Raw genomic sequence first — 15,283 nt, forward strand, 5'->3', positions numbered from 1 at the left:
CAGCCTTGGGGACGTAGTGAACCTGTGGTTCCTACAGCATTCGCTCCAACCCAACGGTGGTGGCGAACCAGGCGTTGAAGCGGCGCCACCAACTGCCGGGTTCGCGTTCCAGGTCATGCAGTTGGCCGTTGTCTTCGGTGGTCCATACCAGCTTCCCGTCCTTCAGGCGGGCCTGGTAACTCAGGGCCGGCGCCATGCCCTGCAAGGCCAGTTCGCGTACCTGGCCGGCGAGTTCCGGGCTGTCGACCAGCACACCGACTTCAGTGTTCCACAGCACTGAACGCGGGTCGAAATTGAACGAGCCGATGAAGGATTTCTGCCGGTCGAAGATGATCGCCTTGCTATGCAGGCTGGAGTCCGATTCGCCGTAGGACTTGCTGTAGAACAAGTGTGGGCTGCTGCCACCCGTCTCCCCGGGCTGGCGGCGCAGTTCGTACAGCCGTACGCCATGTTGCAGCAAAGCCTTGCGATACGGCGCGTACCCGCCGTGCACCGCCGGTACGTCGGTGGCTTCCAGGGAGTTGGTCAAAAGACTCACCGCCACCCCGGCATCGGAGCGGCTGGTCAGGTACACCAGCCCAGGCTGGCCGGGCACGAAGTAGGCCGAAATCATGATCAGTTCTTCCTTGACCCCCGTCAGCTCCGGGCCCAATTGTGTGGTCAGCAACAACTGCGGGTCTGGCTCATCATCGGCCAGTACTTTGCTGGGTGCATCCCACAACGCCTGGTTCCAGGCCCAGATCAACTGACTGCGCCAGGTGTCCAGGCGCGGTTGGGTCCGGTAGGAAGTCAACTGCTGGTAAAGCGCGTGATTTTCCTTGTGCGTCTGCTCCAGTGACTCTTGCAGGCGCAGGCGGCTGTTGGCCAGATCCTGGGCGGTTGGCCGACGGGACAGGAATTGTTCGATGGGTTTGCTCAGGGCGCTGTTCCAGTATTGGTCGAAGCTGTGCCCCAATTGTTCGGCCACCGGCCCAACGCCAAGCAGGTCGATGTCGGTAAAGTTCAGATTGGGTTCAGCGTCGAAATATTCATCCCCCAGGTTGCGCCCGCCTACGATGGCCATGCTGTTGTCCGCCAGCCAGAGTTTGTTGTGCATGCGCCGGTGTTGCAGTGACAGGTTGAGCAGCCGCCCCAGGCTGCGGGTTACCCCGGTGGCACGCCCCAGATGGAGTGGGTTGAACAGGCGGATCTGGATCTGCGGATGAGCGGCGAGGGTTGCGATGGTCTGATCCTGGCCATCGCTGGTGGTGTCATCCAGCAGGATGCGCACGCGCACGCCCCGGTCAGCGGCCTTGAGCAATTCATCCACCAGCATTCGCGTGCTGATGCCGTCATGAACGATGTAGTACTGCAAATCCAGGCTGCTTTGGGCGTTGCGGATCAGTTCGGCCCGGGCGGAGAAGGCGTCGGTACTGTCAGATAGCAGGCGAAAGCCCGAGCGTCCCTCGTGTGGAGCGGCCTGGGCCTGTACCGAGCGGCCAAACGAAGATTCGGTTGCCGGTAGCGCTTGGGAGGGTTCGCGGGTGATGTCAAAACTGGCGCAGCCGCCCAGTAACGAGGTAACTAGCAGGAGCACAGGCAGGATGGGTCTGGGTCTCACGTAGGCTCGTTCCGCTTGTTTGCGTTGATCGGCTTGTGGGTGCTGCTTCCCTGAGTAAAGCTCAGACGGCGTCGAGTCGGGTTTCGTTCAACAACGCAATGGCCGCGGCGCCGACCTTGCGTACGGCGTCCTCGATCTGTGCCGTTGGTTTGGCAGCGTAGTTCATGCGCAGGCAATTGCGGTACTTGCCCGAGGCTGAAAATATGCTGCCGACCGCTACCTGCACGCCTTGGTCATGCAGGACCCGATTGAGCTTGAGTGTGTCGAAGCCTTCGGGTAACTCGACCCAGAGCATAAAGCTGCCCCGCGGGCGGCTGGCGCGGGTGCCGGGCGGAAAATAACGGCTGACCCAGTCGATCATGATGTCGCGATTGCGTTGGTATTGGCTGCGCATCCGACGCAAATGCGGTTCGAAATGTCCGCCCTTGAGGAACTCCGCAATGGCAATCTGCGGTTGTGGTGCGGTGGAGCCGGTGCTGATGTATTTCATGTGCAGTACCCGTTCCAGATAGCGGCCCGGTGCGACCCAGCCAACTCGCAAGCCCGGAGCCAATGTCTTGGAAAAAGAACTGCAGAGCAGGACGCGACCATCGTCGTCGAAGGATTTGATCGTGCGGGGCCGCGGGTAGGTGTAGGCCAGTTCCCCGTACACATCGTCCTCGATAATCGCCACATCGAAGCGCTGCGCCAAGGTCAGCAAGGCGCGCTTGTTGGCCTCGGGCATGATGTAGCCCAACGGGTTGTTGCAACTTGGCGTCAACTGTATGGCCTTGATGGGCCATTGCTCCAGCGCCAGCTCAAGGGCTTCCAGGCTGATACCGGTGAGCGGGTCGGTGGGGATTTCCAGGGCCTTCATGCCCAGGCCTTTGAGGGTTTGCATGGCGCCGTGAAAGCTGGGTGAGTCCACCGCGACGATATCGCCCTGTTCACAGGTGGCGCGGATGCTGACCGACAGCGCTTCGTGACAGCCCGTGGTGACGATCAGGTCGCCGGCGCCCAGTTTGCAACCGGAGTCCAGCGACAGGCGAGCAATCTGTTCGCGCAACGCGAGGTTGCCGTAGATGTTGTCGTAATACAGGCCCGGCATGTCTTGCCGGCGGCTGATCTGCGCCAGGCTGCGCAGCAGCGGTTTCATGGTCGGCGAGTTGATATCCGGCATGCCGCGGCCTAGTTGCACCACATCCTTGTGCGGCACCGCGCGTATCAGTTCCAGCACTTGGTCCCATTGGGAAATGTCCACCGGCCGTTGGGCTGGGCGACCCACTACCGGCAGGTCCGGCAGTTCGCGGCTGGCCGGGACGAAATACCCTGATTTGGGTTTTGGCATCGCCAGCCCACTGTCCTCCAGCACGCGGTAGGCCTGCTGCACCGTACTCAGGCTGACGCCGTGCTCCATGCTCAGCGCGCGTACTGACGGCAGCCGGTCACCGGGACGGTAGAAGCCCTGTTCGATGCGGGTGCCGAGCAATTCGGCGAGGTTCACATAAAGGGTCATGGCGCGCTCTCGATGAAGTGGACAACGGGAACCAATACAGTTGGGGTGGAAAAAGACAATTCAGCGTCAAAAAGTCGCAATCTGTATGTATATAAAACACACTGTTTGAATCTGTATTGGTTCTGGCCGTCCGCGCATCATGAAAGCTCTGGCTACCCAAGTAAACAGGAGCGATCAAAATGAACGGCTTGAGCGATGTGCGGCTGACGTTACACAGCCAGGAGCTGGCGGCGGGGCAGGAAAAGGAGCTACGCAATGCGGTGTTGCGCAGTGCCCCGTCCGGCCTGAGCCGCTGGGCCCTGTTCTGGTGTCGCCTGCATACACGCAAGGCCTTGTTGGAACTAACACCCGAACAGTTGCGTGATATCGGACTCAGTCGGGAGCAGGCGCGGGAGGAGGGGTTGAAGCCGTTCTGGCGGCTTTAAAGCGGTGTGGGTCCTGAGATTGCTATCGCGGGCAAGCCTTGCTCCCACCGATTTGCTTGCTCCCACAGATTTGAAATTGACCTGTGGGAGCAAGGCTTGCCCGCGATAGCGTCATCCGTAGTGCTGAAGTTCTTTAGACCAACTCTTTCAACCGATGCCACAGCATCCCCAACGCCAACAGTGGCGAGCGCAGATGCTTCCCGCCCGGGAAGGTCATGTGCGGCACCTGGGCGAACAGATCGAAGCCACCGCCTTGCTGTCCGCTGATGGCCTCGGCCAATAGCTTGCCGGCCAGGTGCGTGGCATTCACCCCATGACCGGAATAGGCCTGGGCGTAGTACACGTTGGGCTGATCCTTGAGTCGGCCGATCTGCGGCAAGCGGTTGGCGCCGATGCCGATCATCCCGCCCCATTGATAGTCGATTTTCACCTGCGCCAGTTGCGGGAACACCTTGAGCATTTTCGGACGCATGTACGCGCCGATGTCTTGCGGATCGCGCCCCGAGTAATGGCAGGCCCCGCCGAACAGCAAGCGTCGATCCGCTGAAAGCCGGTAGTAATCCAGCGCCACCCGTTGATCACAGACCGCCATGTTTTGCGGCAATAATGCCTGGGCCTGAGCCTCGCTCAAAGGTTCAGTGGCGATGATGTAGCTGCCGGCGGGCAGTACTTTGCCGCTGAGGTCGTTGTTCAGTCCATTGAGGTAAGCGTTGCAGCCCAGCACCAGGGTCTTGGCCCGGACCGCGCCCTGTTGGGTATGCACCTTCACTTCAGGACCGTAATCAATGCGTGTGACCGCTGATTGTTCAAACAGCCTGACCCCCAGTTGCTGCGCGGCGCTGGCTTCGCCAAGGGCCAGGTTCAGCGGATGCAGATGGCCCGAGCCCATGTCGATCAGGCCGCCGATGTAGCGATCCGAACCCACCACACTGTGCATTTCGTGGGCTTGCAGCAGCCGGGTCTGATGGCGATAACCCAGACTGCGCAGCTCCTCGGCGTCCTCAGCGAAACCATCCAGATCGCCCGCTTTGTTGGCGAGGTCGCAATAACCCCAGGTGAGGTCGCAGTGGATCTGAAAACGCTCGACCCGTTGTCGGACGATTTCCACCGCCTCAAGGCCCATGAGTTTCATCTGGCGTACGCCGTCGGCACCGATGACCGGGGCGAATTGATCGAGGCCGTGACCGACGCCGCGAATCAACTGGCCGCCGTTGCGCCCGCTGGCACCCCAGCCGATCTTGTGCGCTTCCAGCAGCACTACGCTCATGCCGCGCTCGGCCAGTTCGATCGCCGTGTTCAACCCCGAGAACCCGCCGCCTACCACGCAGACATCCGCCACCAGTTCGCCTTGCAGCAGCGGATGGTCCGGTTGCGGCAGGCTACTGGCGGCGTAGTAAGAGGCGGCGTGCGAATGGCTCGGGACAGGTTGCTGAACACGGGCGTTCATGTGCGTAATCCTGATTATCGTGTTTGAGAAATTTTACGGAGCATAAGCCGGGGATTCATCCACGGGCAACACCGGTCGGTTGGCGCTGTCTGGGATAAGGCTTTTCGTGCAGAATCCTGGATTGTCCCGCCTTGGTAGCCGCCTCGATGAGCTGTAACAGTCAAAAGATCCGCACGCTGCGCCAACAGATTCCCTCGTTCGAGTGCGTACCGGGCTGTCATGACTGCTGTGGGCCAGTGACCACCTCGCCCGAGGAAATGGCCCGCTTGCCACGCAAGACCCGCGCCGAACAGGACGCGGCCATGGAAGCGCTCGACTGCGTGCACCTGGGGCCCAATGGCTGCACGGTCTATGACGAGCGGCCGCTGATCTGCCGGTTGTTCGGCACCACCGCCACCTTGCCGTGTCCCAACGGACGACGGCCGGTGGAGTTGATCCATCCCCGGGTCGAGAAGCAAATTCATGAGTACATGGCCAGCACCCGGCAGGTGTTGGTTTAGCAGGCAGGGATACCGAGTCGGGGCTTTCGCGAGCAGGCTCGCTCCCACAATGGATCTCCGTTGCCCACCGCCTGATGTGGGAGCGAGCCCGCTCGCGAAGCAGCCATCCAGACGACCGTTGCCAGAAGGCTGCCCTCAATCCGGAATCGGCAGGTTCAAGCTCTCCTTCACTTCCTCCATCACGATGTAACTCTTGGATTCGCGCACGTGGGGCAGTTTGAGCAGGATGTCGCCCAACAGCTTGCGGTACGAAGCCATCTCGGAAATCCGCGCTTTCACCAGATAGTCAAAGTCGCCTGAAACCAGATGGCATTCGAGCACGTGAGGCAATTTCAGCACCGCGCGCCGGAACTCTTCAAAGGTGTCGCCGGACTTGTAGTCGAGGCTGATTTCGACAAACACCAGCAGACTACCCTTCAAATGCTGCGGATTGAGCCGGGCGTTGTAGCCCATGATGATGCCCTCGCGCTCCAGGCGACGAACCCGCTCGGTGCAGGGCGTGGTGGAGAGGCCGACCTTTTCCCCAAGCTCCGTAAAGGAAATTCGTCCATCTGCCTGGAGGATGCGCAGGATGTTGCGATCGATCTTGTCCAGCTCACGTTTGGTCTGAGTGTTGGTCCGCACAGGTGATGCGCCTCCATGAAAAGGGTTTTTGCCGAGAATTCTCGCCAAATATAGGCATTTATATAGTGAAAAGCACTGCCTGATCTTTTCTAAACTGCGCACATTAGGGGCTGTACAACAAAACGTCAGCGGTTATCCGCGATGAGGGCATCAACATGCGCGTTCTGGTTTTAGGTAGCGGCGTCATCGGTACCGTCAGTGCTTACTACCTGGCCCGTGCCGGGTTTGAAGTCGTGGTGGTTGATCGTCAGCCGGCGCCAGCCATGGAAACCAGTTTTGCCAACGCCGGCCAGGTATCGCCGGGTTATGCCTCGCCGTGGGCCGCGCCAGGTGTGCCACTCAAGGCCATCAAGTGGCTGCTGCAGCGCCATGCACCGCTGGCGATCAAGGCCACCGCCGACATCGACCAGTACCTGTGGATGGCGCAGATGCTGCGCAACTGCACCGCCAATCGTTATGCCGTCAACAAGGAACGCATGGTGCGCCTGTCCGAGTACAGCCGCGACTGCCTCGACGAACTGCGCGCCGAAACCGGGATTGCCTACGAAGGCCGCAGTCTGGGGACTACTCAATTGTTCCGTACCCAGGCTCAGGTTGATGGCGCGGCCAAAGACATCGCCGTGCTGAAAGAGTCCGGTGTGCCCTTTGAAGTACTGGACCGTGAAGGCATTGCCCGCGTCGAGCCGGCATTGGCCAATGTCACCGATATCCTGGCCGGCGCCTTGCGGCTGCCCAATGACCAGACTGGCGACTGTCAGATGTTTACCACGCGTCTGGCGCAAATGGCTGTGAAACTCGGTGTGCAATTCCGCTTTGGCCAGGATATCCAGCGCCTGGACTACGCCGGTGATCGCATCAACGGCGTCTGGATCGACGGCAAGCTGGAAACCGCCGACCGCTACGTCCTGGCCTTGGGCAGCTATTCGCCGCAATTGCTCAAGCCGCTGGGCATTCGTGCGCCGGTGTATCCGCTCAAGGGCTATTCCCTGACCGTGCCGATCACCAACCCGGCGATGGCACCGACCTCGACCATTCTCGACGAAACCTACAAGGTCGCGATTACCCGGTTCGACAACCGCATCCGCGTCGGCGGCATGGCGGAAATCGCCGGTTTTGACCTGTCCCTCAACCCGCGGCGGCGTGAAACCCTGGAGATGATCGTCAACGACCTTTATCCTCAGGGCGGCGATCTGGCCCAGGCCAGTTTCTGGACCGGCCTGCGTCCGACCACCCCGGATGGCACGCCGATCGTGGGGGCCACTCCGTTCAAGAACCTGTTCCTGAACACCGGCCATGGCACCCTCGGTTGGACCATGGCCTGTGGTTCCGGTCGCTTGCTGGCGGATTTGATGGCGAAGAAAAAACCACAGATCAGCGCCGAAGGCCTCGATATTTCCCGTTATGGCAGTAAACACCAGGAGTCTGCAAAACATGTCAATCCAGCGCCAGCTCACCAATGACCGCATGAGTCAGGCCGTCCTGCACAACGGCACCGTTTACCTGGCCGGGCAGGTTGGCGAGGACATGAGTGCCGGTATCGAGCAGCAGACCCGCGAAACCCTGGCCAATATCGAGCGTTTGCTGGACCTGGCCGGGACCGACAAAAATCATCTGTTGTCGGTGACGATCTACCTGAAGGACATTGACGCCCATTTCGAAGGCATGAACGCGATCTGGGACAAATGGTTGCCCCGCGGCGTCGCGCCGGCCCGGGCCACTGTGCAAGCCAAGCTGTGCGAACCGGAAATCCTGGTGGAACTGTCCGTCGTGGCGGCGCTGCCTTAAACCCGGAAAACGATCCCTCTTGCGGTGCTGTTGGTGGTTCACGCCGTCAGCCAGCACCGTTTTTTTACCGAGTCCGCCTAGAAGCCTGCCGCCATGCGTCCAGCCCGTGCCCTGATCGACCTTCAAGCTTTGCGTCACAACTACCAATTGGCCCGCGAAGTCACGGGGGCCAAAGCCCTTGCGGTGATCAAGGCCGATGCCTATGGGCATGGCGCGGTGCGCTGCGCCGAGGCTTTGCAGGACACGGCCGACGGTTTCGCCGTGGCGTGCATCGAAGAAGCGCTGGAACTGCGGGCCGGCGGGATTCGTGGGCCGGTCTTGCTGCTGGAAGGATTCTTCGAGGCCGATGAACTGTCGCTGATCGTCGAACACGATTTCTGGTGTGTGGTGCATTCGTTGTGGCAGCTCGAAGCGATTGAAAACGCGACCCTGAACAAGCCGATTACGGTCTGGCTCAAGCTCGACTCGGGGATGCATCGGGTGGGGCTGCATCCGGCGGATTATCAGGCGGCCTATCGTCGACTGCTGGCCAGCGGCAAGGTGGCGAAGATCGTGTTGATGAGTCACTTCGCCCGCGCCGACGAGCTGCACGATCCCAGCAGCACCGAGCAACTGGCGGTGTTCGAGGCGGCCCGCCAGGGGCTGGCAGCGCAGATCAGTTTGCGCAACTCCCCAGCAGTGCTGGGCTGGCCGCAAATGCCCAGCGACTGGGTGCGGCCAGGCATCATGCTGTACGGCGCGACACCCTTCGAGGAAGCCAACGCCGTTGCCGCGCGGCTGCAGCCGGTCATGACACTGGAGTCGAAGATCATCAGCGTGCGTGAATTGCCCGCCGGCGAGCCGGTGGGATATGGCGCCCGTTTTGTCACCGCGCAACCGACGCGGGTCGGCGTGGTTGCCATGGGGTACGCCGACGGTTACCCGCGCCAGGCGCCGAACGGTACGCCGGTGCTGGTGCACGGGCAGCGCAGTCAGCTGGTTGGACGGGTCTCCATGGACATGCTGTGTGTCGACTTGACGAATATCCCCCAGGCCGGGCTCGGTTCGACCGTGGAACTGTGGGGCAAGACGATCCTGGCCAGCGATGTCGCAAAAGCGGCCAGCACGATTCCTTATCAGATTTTCTGCAACCTGCGACGGGTGCCACGGCTCTATTCCGGGGGCTGACGCAAAAGCGCAACCTACCGAAAGTCGCTTCACCGCACGGGATTGGGGTCAAAGTGTTGTAAATACTGAACGCTGTCGCCATGATAACGCTCACTTTCCACACAACCTGATTCCCTGGAGGCTCCAGCATTGGACGTCGGTGAACGACTGCAATCCATTCGTAAACTCAAAGGCCTTTCCCAGCGTGAACTCGCCAAGCGCGCGGGCGTCACCAACAGCACCATTTCGATGATCGAGAAAAACAGTGTCAGCCCCTCGATCAGCTCGCTGCGTAAGGTTCTTGGCGGGATTCCCATGTCCATGGTCGAGTTTTTCTCCGAGGAAATCCTTCAGGAGAAACCGACTCAGATCGTCTACAAAGCCAACGAATTGATCGACATTTCCGACGGTGCCGTCACCATGAAGCTGGTGGGCAGGGCGCATCCGAGCCGGGCGATTGCCTTTCTGAACGAAATCTACCCGCCTGGCGCCGATACCGGTGACGAGATGCTTACCCATGAGGGTGAGGAAACCGGGATCCTGGTGGAAGGGCGGCTGGAATTGGTGGTCGGCGTCGAAACATTCGTACTCGAAGCGGGCGACAGCTACTATTTCGAGAGCACCAAACCACATCGTTTCCGTAATCCGTTCGATGCGCCGGCGCGACTGATCAGCGCAGCCACACCGGCCAATTTCTAGGAAAAGAGGCGCCGGGCCTGCACGGCAAAGGCGCCCGAAAGATAAGCTGTCATGACAAACAAGACCCTTGCGACTTTGGGGTTGTTTCAGTGTGACGGCCTTACCGCTATACTTGCGCCCGCCTGCAAACCGTGGCCGCAGGCGTGACTAGCCACCATTGAGGGTGTACGCGTGAATCTAATTATGAAAATGCTGGCTGTACCAGCAACCGTATTGGCCCTATGGGCAGCCAGCGCCCAAGCGGCGCCCAACGACGAAATCGCCAAGCGCCTTGAACCGGTCGGCCAGGTCTGCGTTCAGGGGCAGGAATGCAAGGGCATGGAAGTCGTGGCTTCGGCTGGCGGAGGTGGAGCCAAGACGCCGAAGGATGTTATTGCAAAACACTGCAACGCTTGCCACGGCACCGGCCTGCTGGATGCTCCGAAGATCGGCGATGCAGCGGCATGGGGTGAACGTGCCAAGAAAGAAGGCGGCCTTGATGGGCTGCTTGCCAAAGCTATCTCTGGCATCAATGCCATGCCGCCTAAAGGTACTTGCGCCGATTGCTCGGATGACGAACTCAAGGGCGCCATCAAAGAGATGTCGGGTCTGTAATAACCAGCATCTTCCGCAAGAAAGCCGCTTGCGAGCGGCTTTTTTGTGCCCGGTGGTTTTACAAAGACTGTTCATCGCAACCAAGACCCGGCAAGCTCGGTCCAACCCACATTCATGGAATGTCCCGGAGGGTCGGATGGTGCAGTTGTGTTCAATCGAACAGGCGGTGGATGACGTACTCGCGCGCCTGCCGGCGCACATTCATCTGGGGATGCCTCTGGGGTTGGGCAAACCCAATCTGTTCGCCAACGCCCTGTACCGGCGTATCGCGCAATTGCCCGAGCGACACCTGACCATCTACACCGCTCTGAGCCTGGGCCGACCAAACCTGGGTGATGGGTTGCAGAAGCGTTTTCTCGAACCCTTTATCGAACGGGTCTTTGGCGATTATCCGGAACTGGATTACCTCGCCGATCTGCACCGCGACAGCCTGCCGGCCAACATCCACGTCCAGCAATTCTTCCTGCAACCGGGCAGCCTGTTACACAGCGCGTCGGCCCAGCAGGATTACGTCAGCAGCAACTACAGCCACGCCGCGCGGGACATCAACGCTGCCGGCTTGAACCTGATCGCGCAACTGGTGGCCAGTGATGCGCAGCATCCTGACCGCCTGAGCCTGAGTTGCAACCCGGACATCACTCTCGACCTGTTGCCGATGATCGCCAAGCGGCGCGCGGCGGGGGAGACCATCCTCATGGTGGGCCAGGTTCACAGCGATTTGCCCTACATGCCCGGTGATGCGGAAGTTGGCATCGACACGTTCGACCTGCTGATCGATGAAAAGGACAGCCACGCGCTTTTTTCCACGCCGAACATGCCGGTGGGGTTTCAGGATCATATGATCGGCCTGCACGCCAGTACTCTGGTGCGAGACGGCGGTACGTTGCAGATCGGCATCGGCTCCATGGGCGATGCGTTGACGGCGGCGTTGCTGGCGCGTCAGGCCGATAATGCCGGTTACCAGGCGTTGCTGGCGGAGCTGAATCTCAGCCAGTGGGCGCAGTTGATCGAGCGCGAGGGCGGGGTCGAACCGTTTGCCAAAGGGTTGTACGGCTGCAGCGAAATGTTCGTCAACGGCTTGCTGGTGCTGGCGGAGGCCGGGATCATCCGGCGCAAGGTCTATCCCGACGAGCCGACCCAGGAACAGGCCAACGCCGGCACCCTCGACGAGGCGGCGCAACCCGACGGCATTTGCATCCATGGCGGATTTTTCCTCGGTCCGCTCAGCTTTTACGAGCGCTTGCGCGAGCTGCCACAGAGTCGGCGCCTCGAATTCAACATGACCCGCATCAGTTACATCAACGAATTGTACGGCCAGGAACGACTCAAGCGTCTGCAGCGACTCGACGCACGCTTCATCAACACGGTTTTCACCATGACCTTGCTGGGCGCCGGGGTGGCGGATCAGCTGGAAGATGGTCGCGTACTCAGCGGCGTGGGCGGGCAGTACAACTTCGTTGCCCAAGGCCATGCGCTGGAGGGCGGGCGTTCCATTTTGCTCCTGCGCAGTTGGCGCGAGGCGGGGGGAGAGATCAGTTCGAACATCGTCTGGGAATACGGCCATTGCACCATTCCCCGGCACCTGCGAGACATCGTGGTGACTGAATACGGTATCGCTGACCTGCGGGGCAAGACTGATGCCGCAGTGATCGAGGCGCTGCTGAACATCAGCGACTCACGCTTCCAGCCGGAGCTGATCGAGCAGGCGCAAAATGCCGGCAAGTTGCCGAAGGATTTCCGCCTTGATCCACGGTTCACTGATAACACCTCGGTGCGCTTGCACGCCATCGAGGCGCGGCATCCGAATCTGTTTCCGGAATACCCGCTGGGTTGTGATTTTGACGGTGTAGAACGGGACCTGCTGCGAGCGCTGAACTGGCTCAAGAGCAAGTTCAAACTCACCGAAATGCTGGAGCTGGGCAAGGCGGCGCTGGATGCGCCGCCGCCGTCGGAGTTTCCCGAGCATTTGGAGCGGATGCAGCTGGCGAGCCCCGAAGGGCTGAAAGAAGAGCTGGGCCAGCGCTTGTTGCTCGCTGGTCTTAAGATCACCGCGCCTTAACAGGTTGCAAAACCCCCTGTGGGAGCGAGCCTGCTCGCGATAGCGATCTGTCGGCACATCGATGTAACAAAGATCCACCGCTATCGCGAGCAGGCTCGCTCCCACAGGGATGCAGGTTCTGCTCAAACTGGTCCGATGGGTATACAGCCGAAAGAACCAGGCCGGCTGTCAGGCCGCCTCGCGAGCGAGCTTTGCTCCCACAGGCCGGATGCAGGGTGGTCAGTCGATAAACGTCACGACCCCCCCGGCCAGCGATTGCACGCGGGCCAGGGATTCAACCCGATACCCCTGGGCATCCAGCTCCGCGCGTCCACCCTGGAACGACTTTTCGATCACGATTCCCAAGCCGGCCACGGTGGCGCCGGCCTGCTTGATGATGGAGATCAGCGCCTGGGACGCTTTGCCGTTGGCCAGGAAGTCATCAATGATCAGCACCCGGTCACTGCTGGTCAGGTGACGGGGGCTGATGGCCACGGTGCTTTCGGTCTTTTTGGTGAACGAATACACGGTCGCGGACAACAGGTTTTCCGTGAGGGTCAGGGAGTGTTGCTTGCGGGCGAAAATCACCGGAACGCCCAGGTTCAGGCCGGTCATGATCGCTGGGGCAATGCCCGAGGCTTCGATGGTGACGATCTTGGTGATGCCCGAATCCTTGAACAGCGCGGCAAATTCGTCGCCGATCAGCTTCATCAATTGCGGGTCGATCTGGTGGTTCAGAAAAGCATCGACTTTCAGAACCTGGTCGGAAAGTACGATGCCGTGTTCACGAATTTTCTGGTGCAGGGCTTCCATCAAGCCTCCTTTAATGACGCCTTCGGCGCCCCTGGATTTGGAAAAAAGTTCGGTAAAAAGTAGTCGATTCTAGCGCTTGAGCATCGCTCGTATATCGGCCAGGGCGCTGTTGCCGCGAACGGCCTTGACCTCGGTCGGTGTGTCGTCATTGCCTTCCCAGGCCAGGTCGTCCGGCGGCAGCTCATCGAGGAAGCGGCTCGGGGCGCAGTCGATCACCTCGCCGTATTGCTTGCGCTTGGCGGCGAAGGTAAAGGCCAGCGTCTGACGTGCGCGGGTAATACCGACGTAGGCCAGGCGTCGCTCTTCTTCGATGGTGTCGGCTTCGATGCTGGAGCGGTGGGGCAGGATTTCTTCTTCCATGCCCATGATGAACACGTAGGGGAATTCCAGACCCTTGGAGGCGTGAAGAGTCATCATCTGCACGCCTTCGGCGCCGTCTTCCTCTTCCTGCTGGCGTTCAAGCATGTCCCGCAGCACGAGTTTGCCAATGGCGTCCTCGACGGTCATGTCGCCGTCTTCGTCCTTTTCCAGGGTGTTTTTCAACGCCTCGATCAAGAACCAGACGTTGCCCATGCGGTAGTCCGCTGCCTTGTCGCTGGAGCTGTTGGTACGCAGCCAGTTCTCGTAGTCGATGTCCATGACCATGCTGCGCAGCGCCGAGATCGGGTCTTCGCCGGCGCACTGTTCGCGCACCTTGTCCATAAAGCGCTTGAAGCGCGCCAAACGGTCGGTGAAGCGGCTGTCCAGATGCTCGCCCAGGCCGATTTCATCGGTGGCGGCGTACATCGAAATTTTGCGCTCGGTGGCGTAGTTGCCGAGTTTTTCCAGGGTGGTCGAGCCGATCTCCCGGCGCGGGACGTTGATCACCCGCAAGAAGGCGTTGTCGTCGTCCGGGTTCACGATCAGGCGGAAGTAAGCCATCAGGTCCTTCACTTCCTGGCGCCCGAAGAAGCTGTTGCCCCCCGACAGGCGATACGGGATCTGGTGATGCTGCAACTTCAGCTCGATCAGCTTGGCCTGGTAGTTACCGCGATACAGGATGGCAAAATCACTGTACGGCCGGTCGGTGCGCAGGTGCAGGCTGAGGATTTCCATGGCCACGCGCTCGGCTTCGGCGTCTTCGTTGCGACAGCGGATCACACGGATCTCGTCGCCGTGACCCATCTCGCTCCACAGTTGCTTTTCGAACTCGTGGGGGTTGTTGGAGATCAGCACGTTGGCGCAACGCAGGATGCGGCTGGTGGAGCGGTAGTTCTGCTCCAGCATTACCACTTTGAGCGACGGGTAATCTTCCTTGAGCAGCATCAGGTTTTCCGGCCGCGCGCCGCGCCAGGCGTAGATCGACTGGTCGTCGTCGCCCACCACGGTGAACTGGTTACGGATGCCGATCAGCAGCTTCACCAGCAAATACTGGCTGGCGTTGGTGTCCTGGTATTCATCCACCAGCAGGTAGCGGACCTTGTTCTGCCATTTTTCGAGGATGTCGGCGTGGTCCTGGAACAGCTTGACCGGCAGCAGGATCAGGTCGTCGAAGTCCACCGCGTTGAACGCCTTGAGCGTGCGCTGGTAATGGGCGTAGACGATGGCGGCGGTCTGTTCCTTGGGATTGCGGGCGTTTTCCAGGGCTTGGGGCGGCAGGATCAGATCGTTTTTCCAGGCGCCGATCATGTTCTTGATCTCGTCGACGCTGTCGTCGCCCGAGTATTCCTTTTGCATGATGTCGGTCATCAGCGCCTTGACATCGGTCTCGTCGAAAATCGAGAAACCCGGCTTGTAGCCCAGCCGTGCATGTTCCTTGCGGATGATGTTCAGGCCCAGGTTGTGGAAGGTGCAGACCGTCAGGCCACGACCTTCACCGGCGCGCAGCAGGCCGCCGACCCGTTCCTTCATTTCCCGGGCGGCCTTGTTGGTGAAGGTCATGGCGACGATGTACTGGGCGCGGATACCGCAGTTCTGGATCAGGTGCGCGATCTTGCGGGTGATCACACTGGTCTTGCCGGAGCCTGCACCGGCGAGCACCAAAAGAGGGCCGCCGACATAGTTCACGGCTTCTTGCTGCCGGGGATTGAGTCGGGACATGACAGGGTCAGGGAGTCGTTTGCGAAATGGGCCGGCAT

Annotated in this window: 14 protein-coding genes; 8 read left to right on the plus strand and 6 right to left on the minus strand. The window is 60.4% G+C overall.

All coding sequences use genetic code 11. From position 1 onward, the window contains the following. Positions 1-31: 31 nt before the first annotated feature. On the minus strand, positions 32-1,600 hold the full coding sequence (locus tag MA884_RS07280; protein WP_256229767.1) for a phospholipase D family protein: 1,569 nt from the start codon (positions 1,598-1,600) through the stop codon (positions 32-34). A gap of 61 nt (positions 1,601-1,661) precedes the next feature. Continuing rightward, entirely contained in the window at positions 1,662-3,095 is a 1,434-nt protein-coding gene (locus MA884_RS07285) for a PLP-dependent aminotransferase family protein (protein ID WP_256229769.1), read from the minus strand. A 179-nt stretch (positions 3,096-3,274) separates the two neighbouring features. Between MA884_RS07285 and MA884_RS07290 the strand changes: the two genes are divergently transcribed. Next, positions 3,275-3,520, plus strand: a complete 246-nt coding sequence (locus MA884_RS07290) for a DUF1127 domain-containing protein (RefSeq protein ID WP_256229771.1) — start codon at positions 3,275-3,277, stop codon at positions 3,518-3,520. Positions 3,521-3,653: 133 nt separating this feature from the next. Here MA884_RS07290 and MA884_RS07295 read toward each other — a convergent pair whose 3' ends face one another. Next, complete coding sequence (locus tag MA884_RS07295) at positions 3,654-4,967, minus strand: FAD-binding oxidoreductase (protein ID WP_256229772.1); 1,314 nt, start codon at positions 4,965-4,967, stop codon at positions 3,654-3,656. Positions 4,968-5,113: 146 nt separating this feature from the next. On the opposite strand from MA884_RS07295, the gene MA884_RS07300 reads away from it, so the two are divergent. After that, positions 5,114-5,467 carry a YkgJ family cysteine cluster protein gene (locus MA884_RS07300; protein ID WP_003206850.1) on the plus strand — a complete coding sequence of 118 codons (354 nt, stop codon included), beginning with the start codon at positions 5,114-5,116 and terminating at the stop codon, positions 5,465-5,467. A 135-nt stretch (positions 5,468-5,602) separates the two neighbouring features. Here MA884_RS07300 and MA884_RS07305 read toward each other — a convergent pair whose 3' ends face one another. Continuing rightward, positions 5,603-6,091, minus strand: coding sequence for an Lrp/AsnC ligand binding domain-containing protein (locus MA884_RS07305; protein WP_003206849.1), 489 nt, complete (start codon positions 6,089-6,091; stop codon positions 5,603-5,605). A 155-nt stretch (positions 6,092-6,246) separates the two neighbouring features. Between MA884_RS07305 and dadA the strand changes: the two genes are divergently transcribed. The 6 genes from dadA to MA884_RS07335 all read left to right on the plus strand — a co-directional run bounded on the left by dadA (position 6,247) and on the right by MA884_RS07335 (position 12,374). Continuing rightward, on the plus strand, positions 6,247-7,551 hold the full coding sequence (gene dadA / locus MA884_RS07310; RefSeq protein ID WP_256229773.1) for a D-amino acid dehydrogenase: 1,305 nt from the start codon (positions 6,247-6,249) through the stop codon (positions 7,549-7,551). Next, positions 7,523-7,876 carry a RidA family protein gene (locus MA884_RS07315; RefSeq protein ID WP_256229775.1) on the plus strand — a complete coding sequence of 118 codons (354 nt, stop codon included), beginning with the start codon at positions 7,523-7,525 and terminating at the stop codon, positions 7,874-7,876. The genes dadA and MA884_RS07315 overlap by 29 nt, the downstream gene beginning before the upstream one ends. 93 nt (positions 7,877-7,969) lie before the next feature. Further along, positions 7,970-9,043: an alanine racemase gene (gene alr, locus MA884_RS07320; protein WP_256229776.1), complete on the plus strand. Its 1,074-nt coding sequence runs from the start codon at positions 7,970-7,972 to the stop codon at positions 9,041-9,043. 129 nt (positions 9,044-9,172) lie between these two features. Further along, positions 9,173-9,721: a cupin domain-containing protein gene (locus MA884_RS07325; RefSeq protein WP_256229777.1), complete on the plus strand. Its 549-nt coding sequence runs from the start codon at positions 9,173-9,175 to the stop codon at positions 9,719-9,721. A 171-nt stretch (positions 9,722-9,892) separates the two neighbouring features. Next, positions 9,893-10,315, plus strand: coding sequence for a cytochrome c5 family protein (locus tag MA884_RS07330; protein WP_256229778.1), 423 nt, complete (start codon positions 9,893-9,895; stop codon positions 10,313-10,315). 136 nt (positions 10,316-10,451) lie between these two features. Further along, positions 10,452-12,374, plus strand: coding sequence for an acetyl-CoA hydrolase/transferase C-terminal domain-containing protein (locus MA884_RS07335; RefSeq protein ID WP_256229779.1), 1,923 nt, complete (start codon positions 10,452-10,454; stop codon positions 12,372-12,374). Between the two features lie 219 nt (positions 12,375-12,593). Here the strand turns inward: MA884_RS07335 and MA884_RS07340 are convergent, their stop codons facing one another. Together MA884_RS07340 and rep are read right to left on the minus strand one after the other, a co-directional pair. Next, entirely contained in the window at positions 12,594-13,166 is a 573-nt protein-coding gene (locus MA884_RS07340; protein WP_256229780.1) for a xanthine phosphoribosyltransferase, read from the minus strand. 69 nt (positions 13,167-13,235) lie between these two features. Beyond that, positions 13,236-15,245: a DNA helicase Rep gene (rep, locus tag MA884_RS07345; protein WP_256229781.1), complete on the minus strand. Its 2,010-nt coding sequence runs from the start codon at positions 15,243-15,245 to the stop codon at positions 13,236-13,238. Positions 15,246-15,283 lie beyond the last annotated feature (38 nt).

The organism is Pseudomonas sp. Q11, assembly GCF_024494355.1.
GTDB classification, from domain to species: Bacteria; Pseudomonadota; Gammaproteobacteria; order Pseudomonadales; family Pseudomonadaceae; genus Aquipseudomonas; species Aquipseudomonas hefeiensis.

Excerpts from the sequence above, each read along its gene's own strand:
- MA884_RS07285 (WP_256229769.1), bottom strand. The coding sequence starts at position 3,095 with ATGACCCTTTATGTGAACCTCGCCGAATTGCTCGGCACCCGCATCGAA.
- MA884_RS07290 (WP_256229771.1), top strand. The coding sequence starts at position 3,275 with ATGAACGGCTTGAGCGATGTGCGGCTGACGTTACACAGCCAGGAGCTG.
- MA884_RS07295 (WP_256229772.1), bottom strand. The coding sequence starts at position 4,967 with ATGAACGCCCGTGTTCAGCAACCTGTCCCGAGCCATTCGCACGCCGCC.
- MA884_RS07300 (WP_003206850.1), top strand. The coding sequence starts at position 5,114 with ATGAGCTGTAACAGTCAAAAGATCCGCACGCTGCGCCAACAGATTCCC.
- dadA (WP_256229773.1), top strand. The coding sequence starts at position 6,247 with ATGCGCGTTCTGGTTTTAGGTAGCGGCGTCATCGGTACCGTCAGTGCT.
- MA884_RS07315 (WP_256229775.1), top strand. The coding sequence starts at position 7,523 with ATGTCAATCCAGCGCCAGCTCACCAATGACCGCATGAGTCAGGCCGTC.
- alr (WP_256229776.1), top strand. The coding sequence starts at position 7,970 with ATGCGTCCAGCCCGTGCCCTGATCGACCTTCAAGCTTTGCGTCACAAC.
- MA884_RS07335 (WP_256229779.1), top strand. The coding sequence starts at position 10,452 with ATGGTGCAGTTGTGTTCAATCGAACAGGCGGTGGATGACGTACTCGCG.
- MA884_RS07340 (WP_256229780.1), bottom strand. The coding sequence starts at position 13,166 with ATGGAAGCCCTGCACCAGAAAATTCGTGAACACGGCATCGTACTTTCC.
- rep (WP_256229781.1), bottom strand. The coding sequence starts at position 15,245 with ATGTCCCGACTCAATCCCCGGCAGCAAGAAGCCGTGAACTATGTCGGC.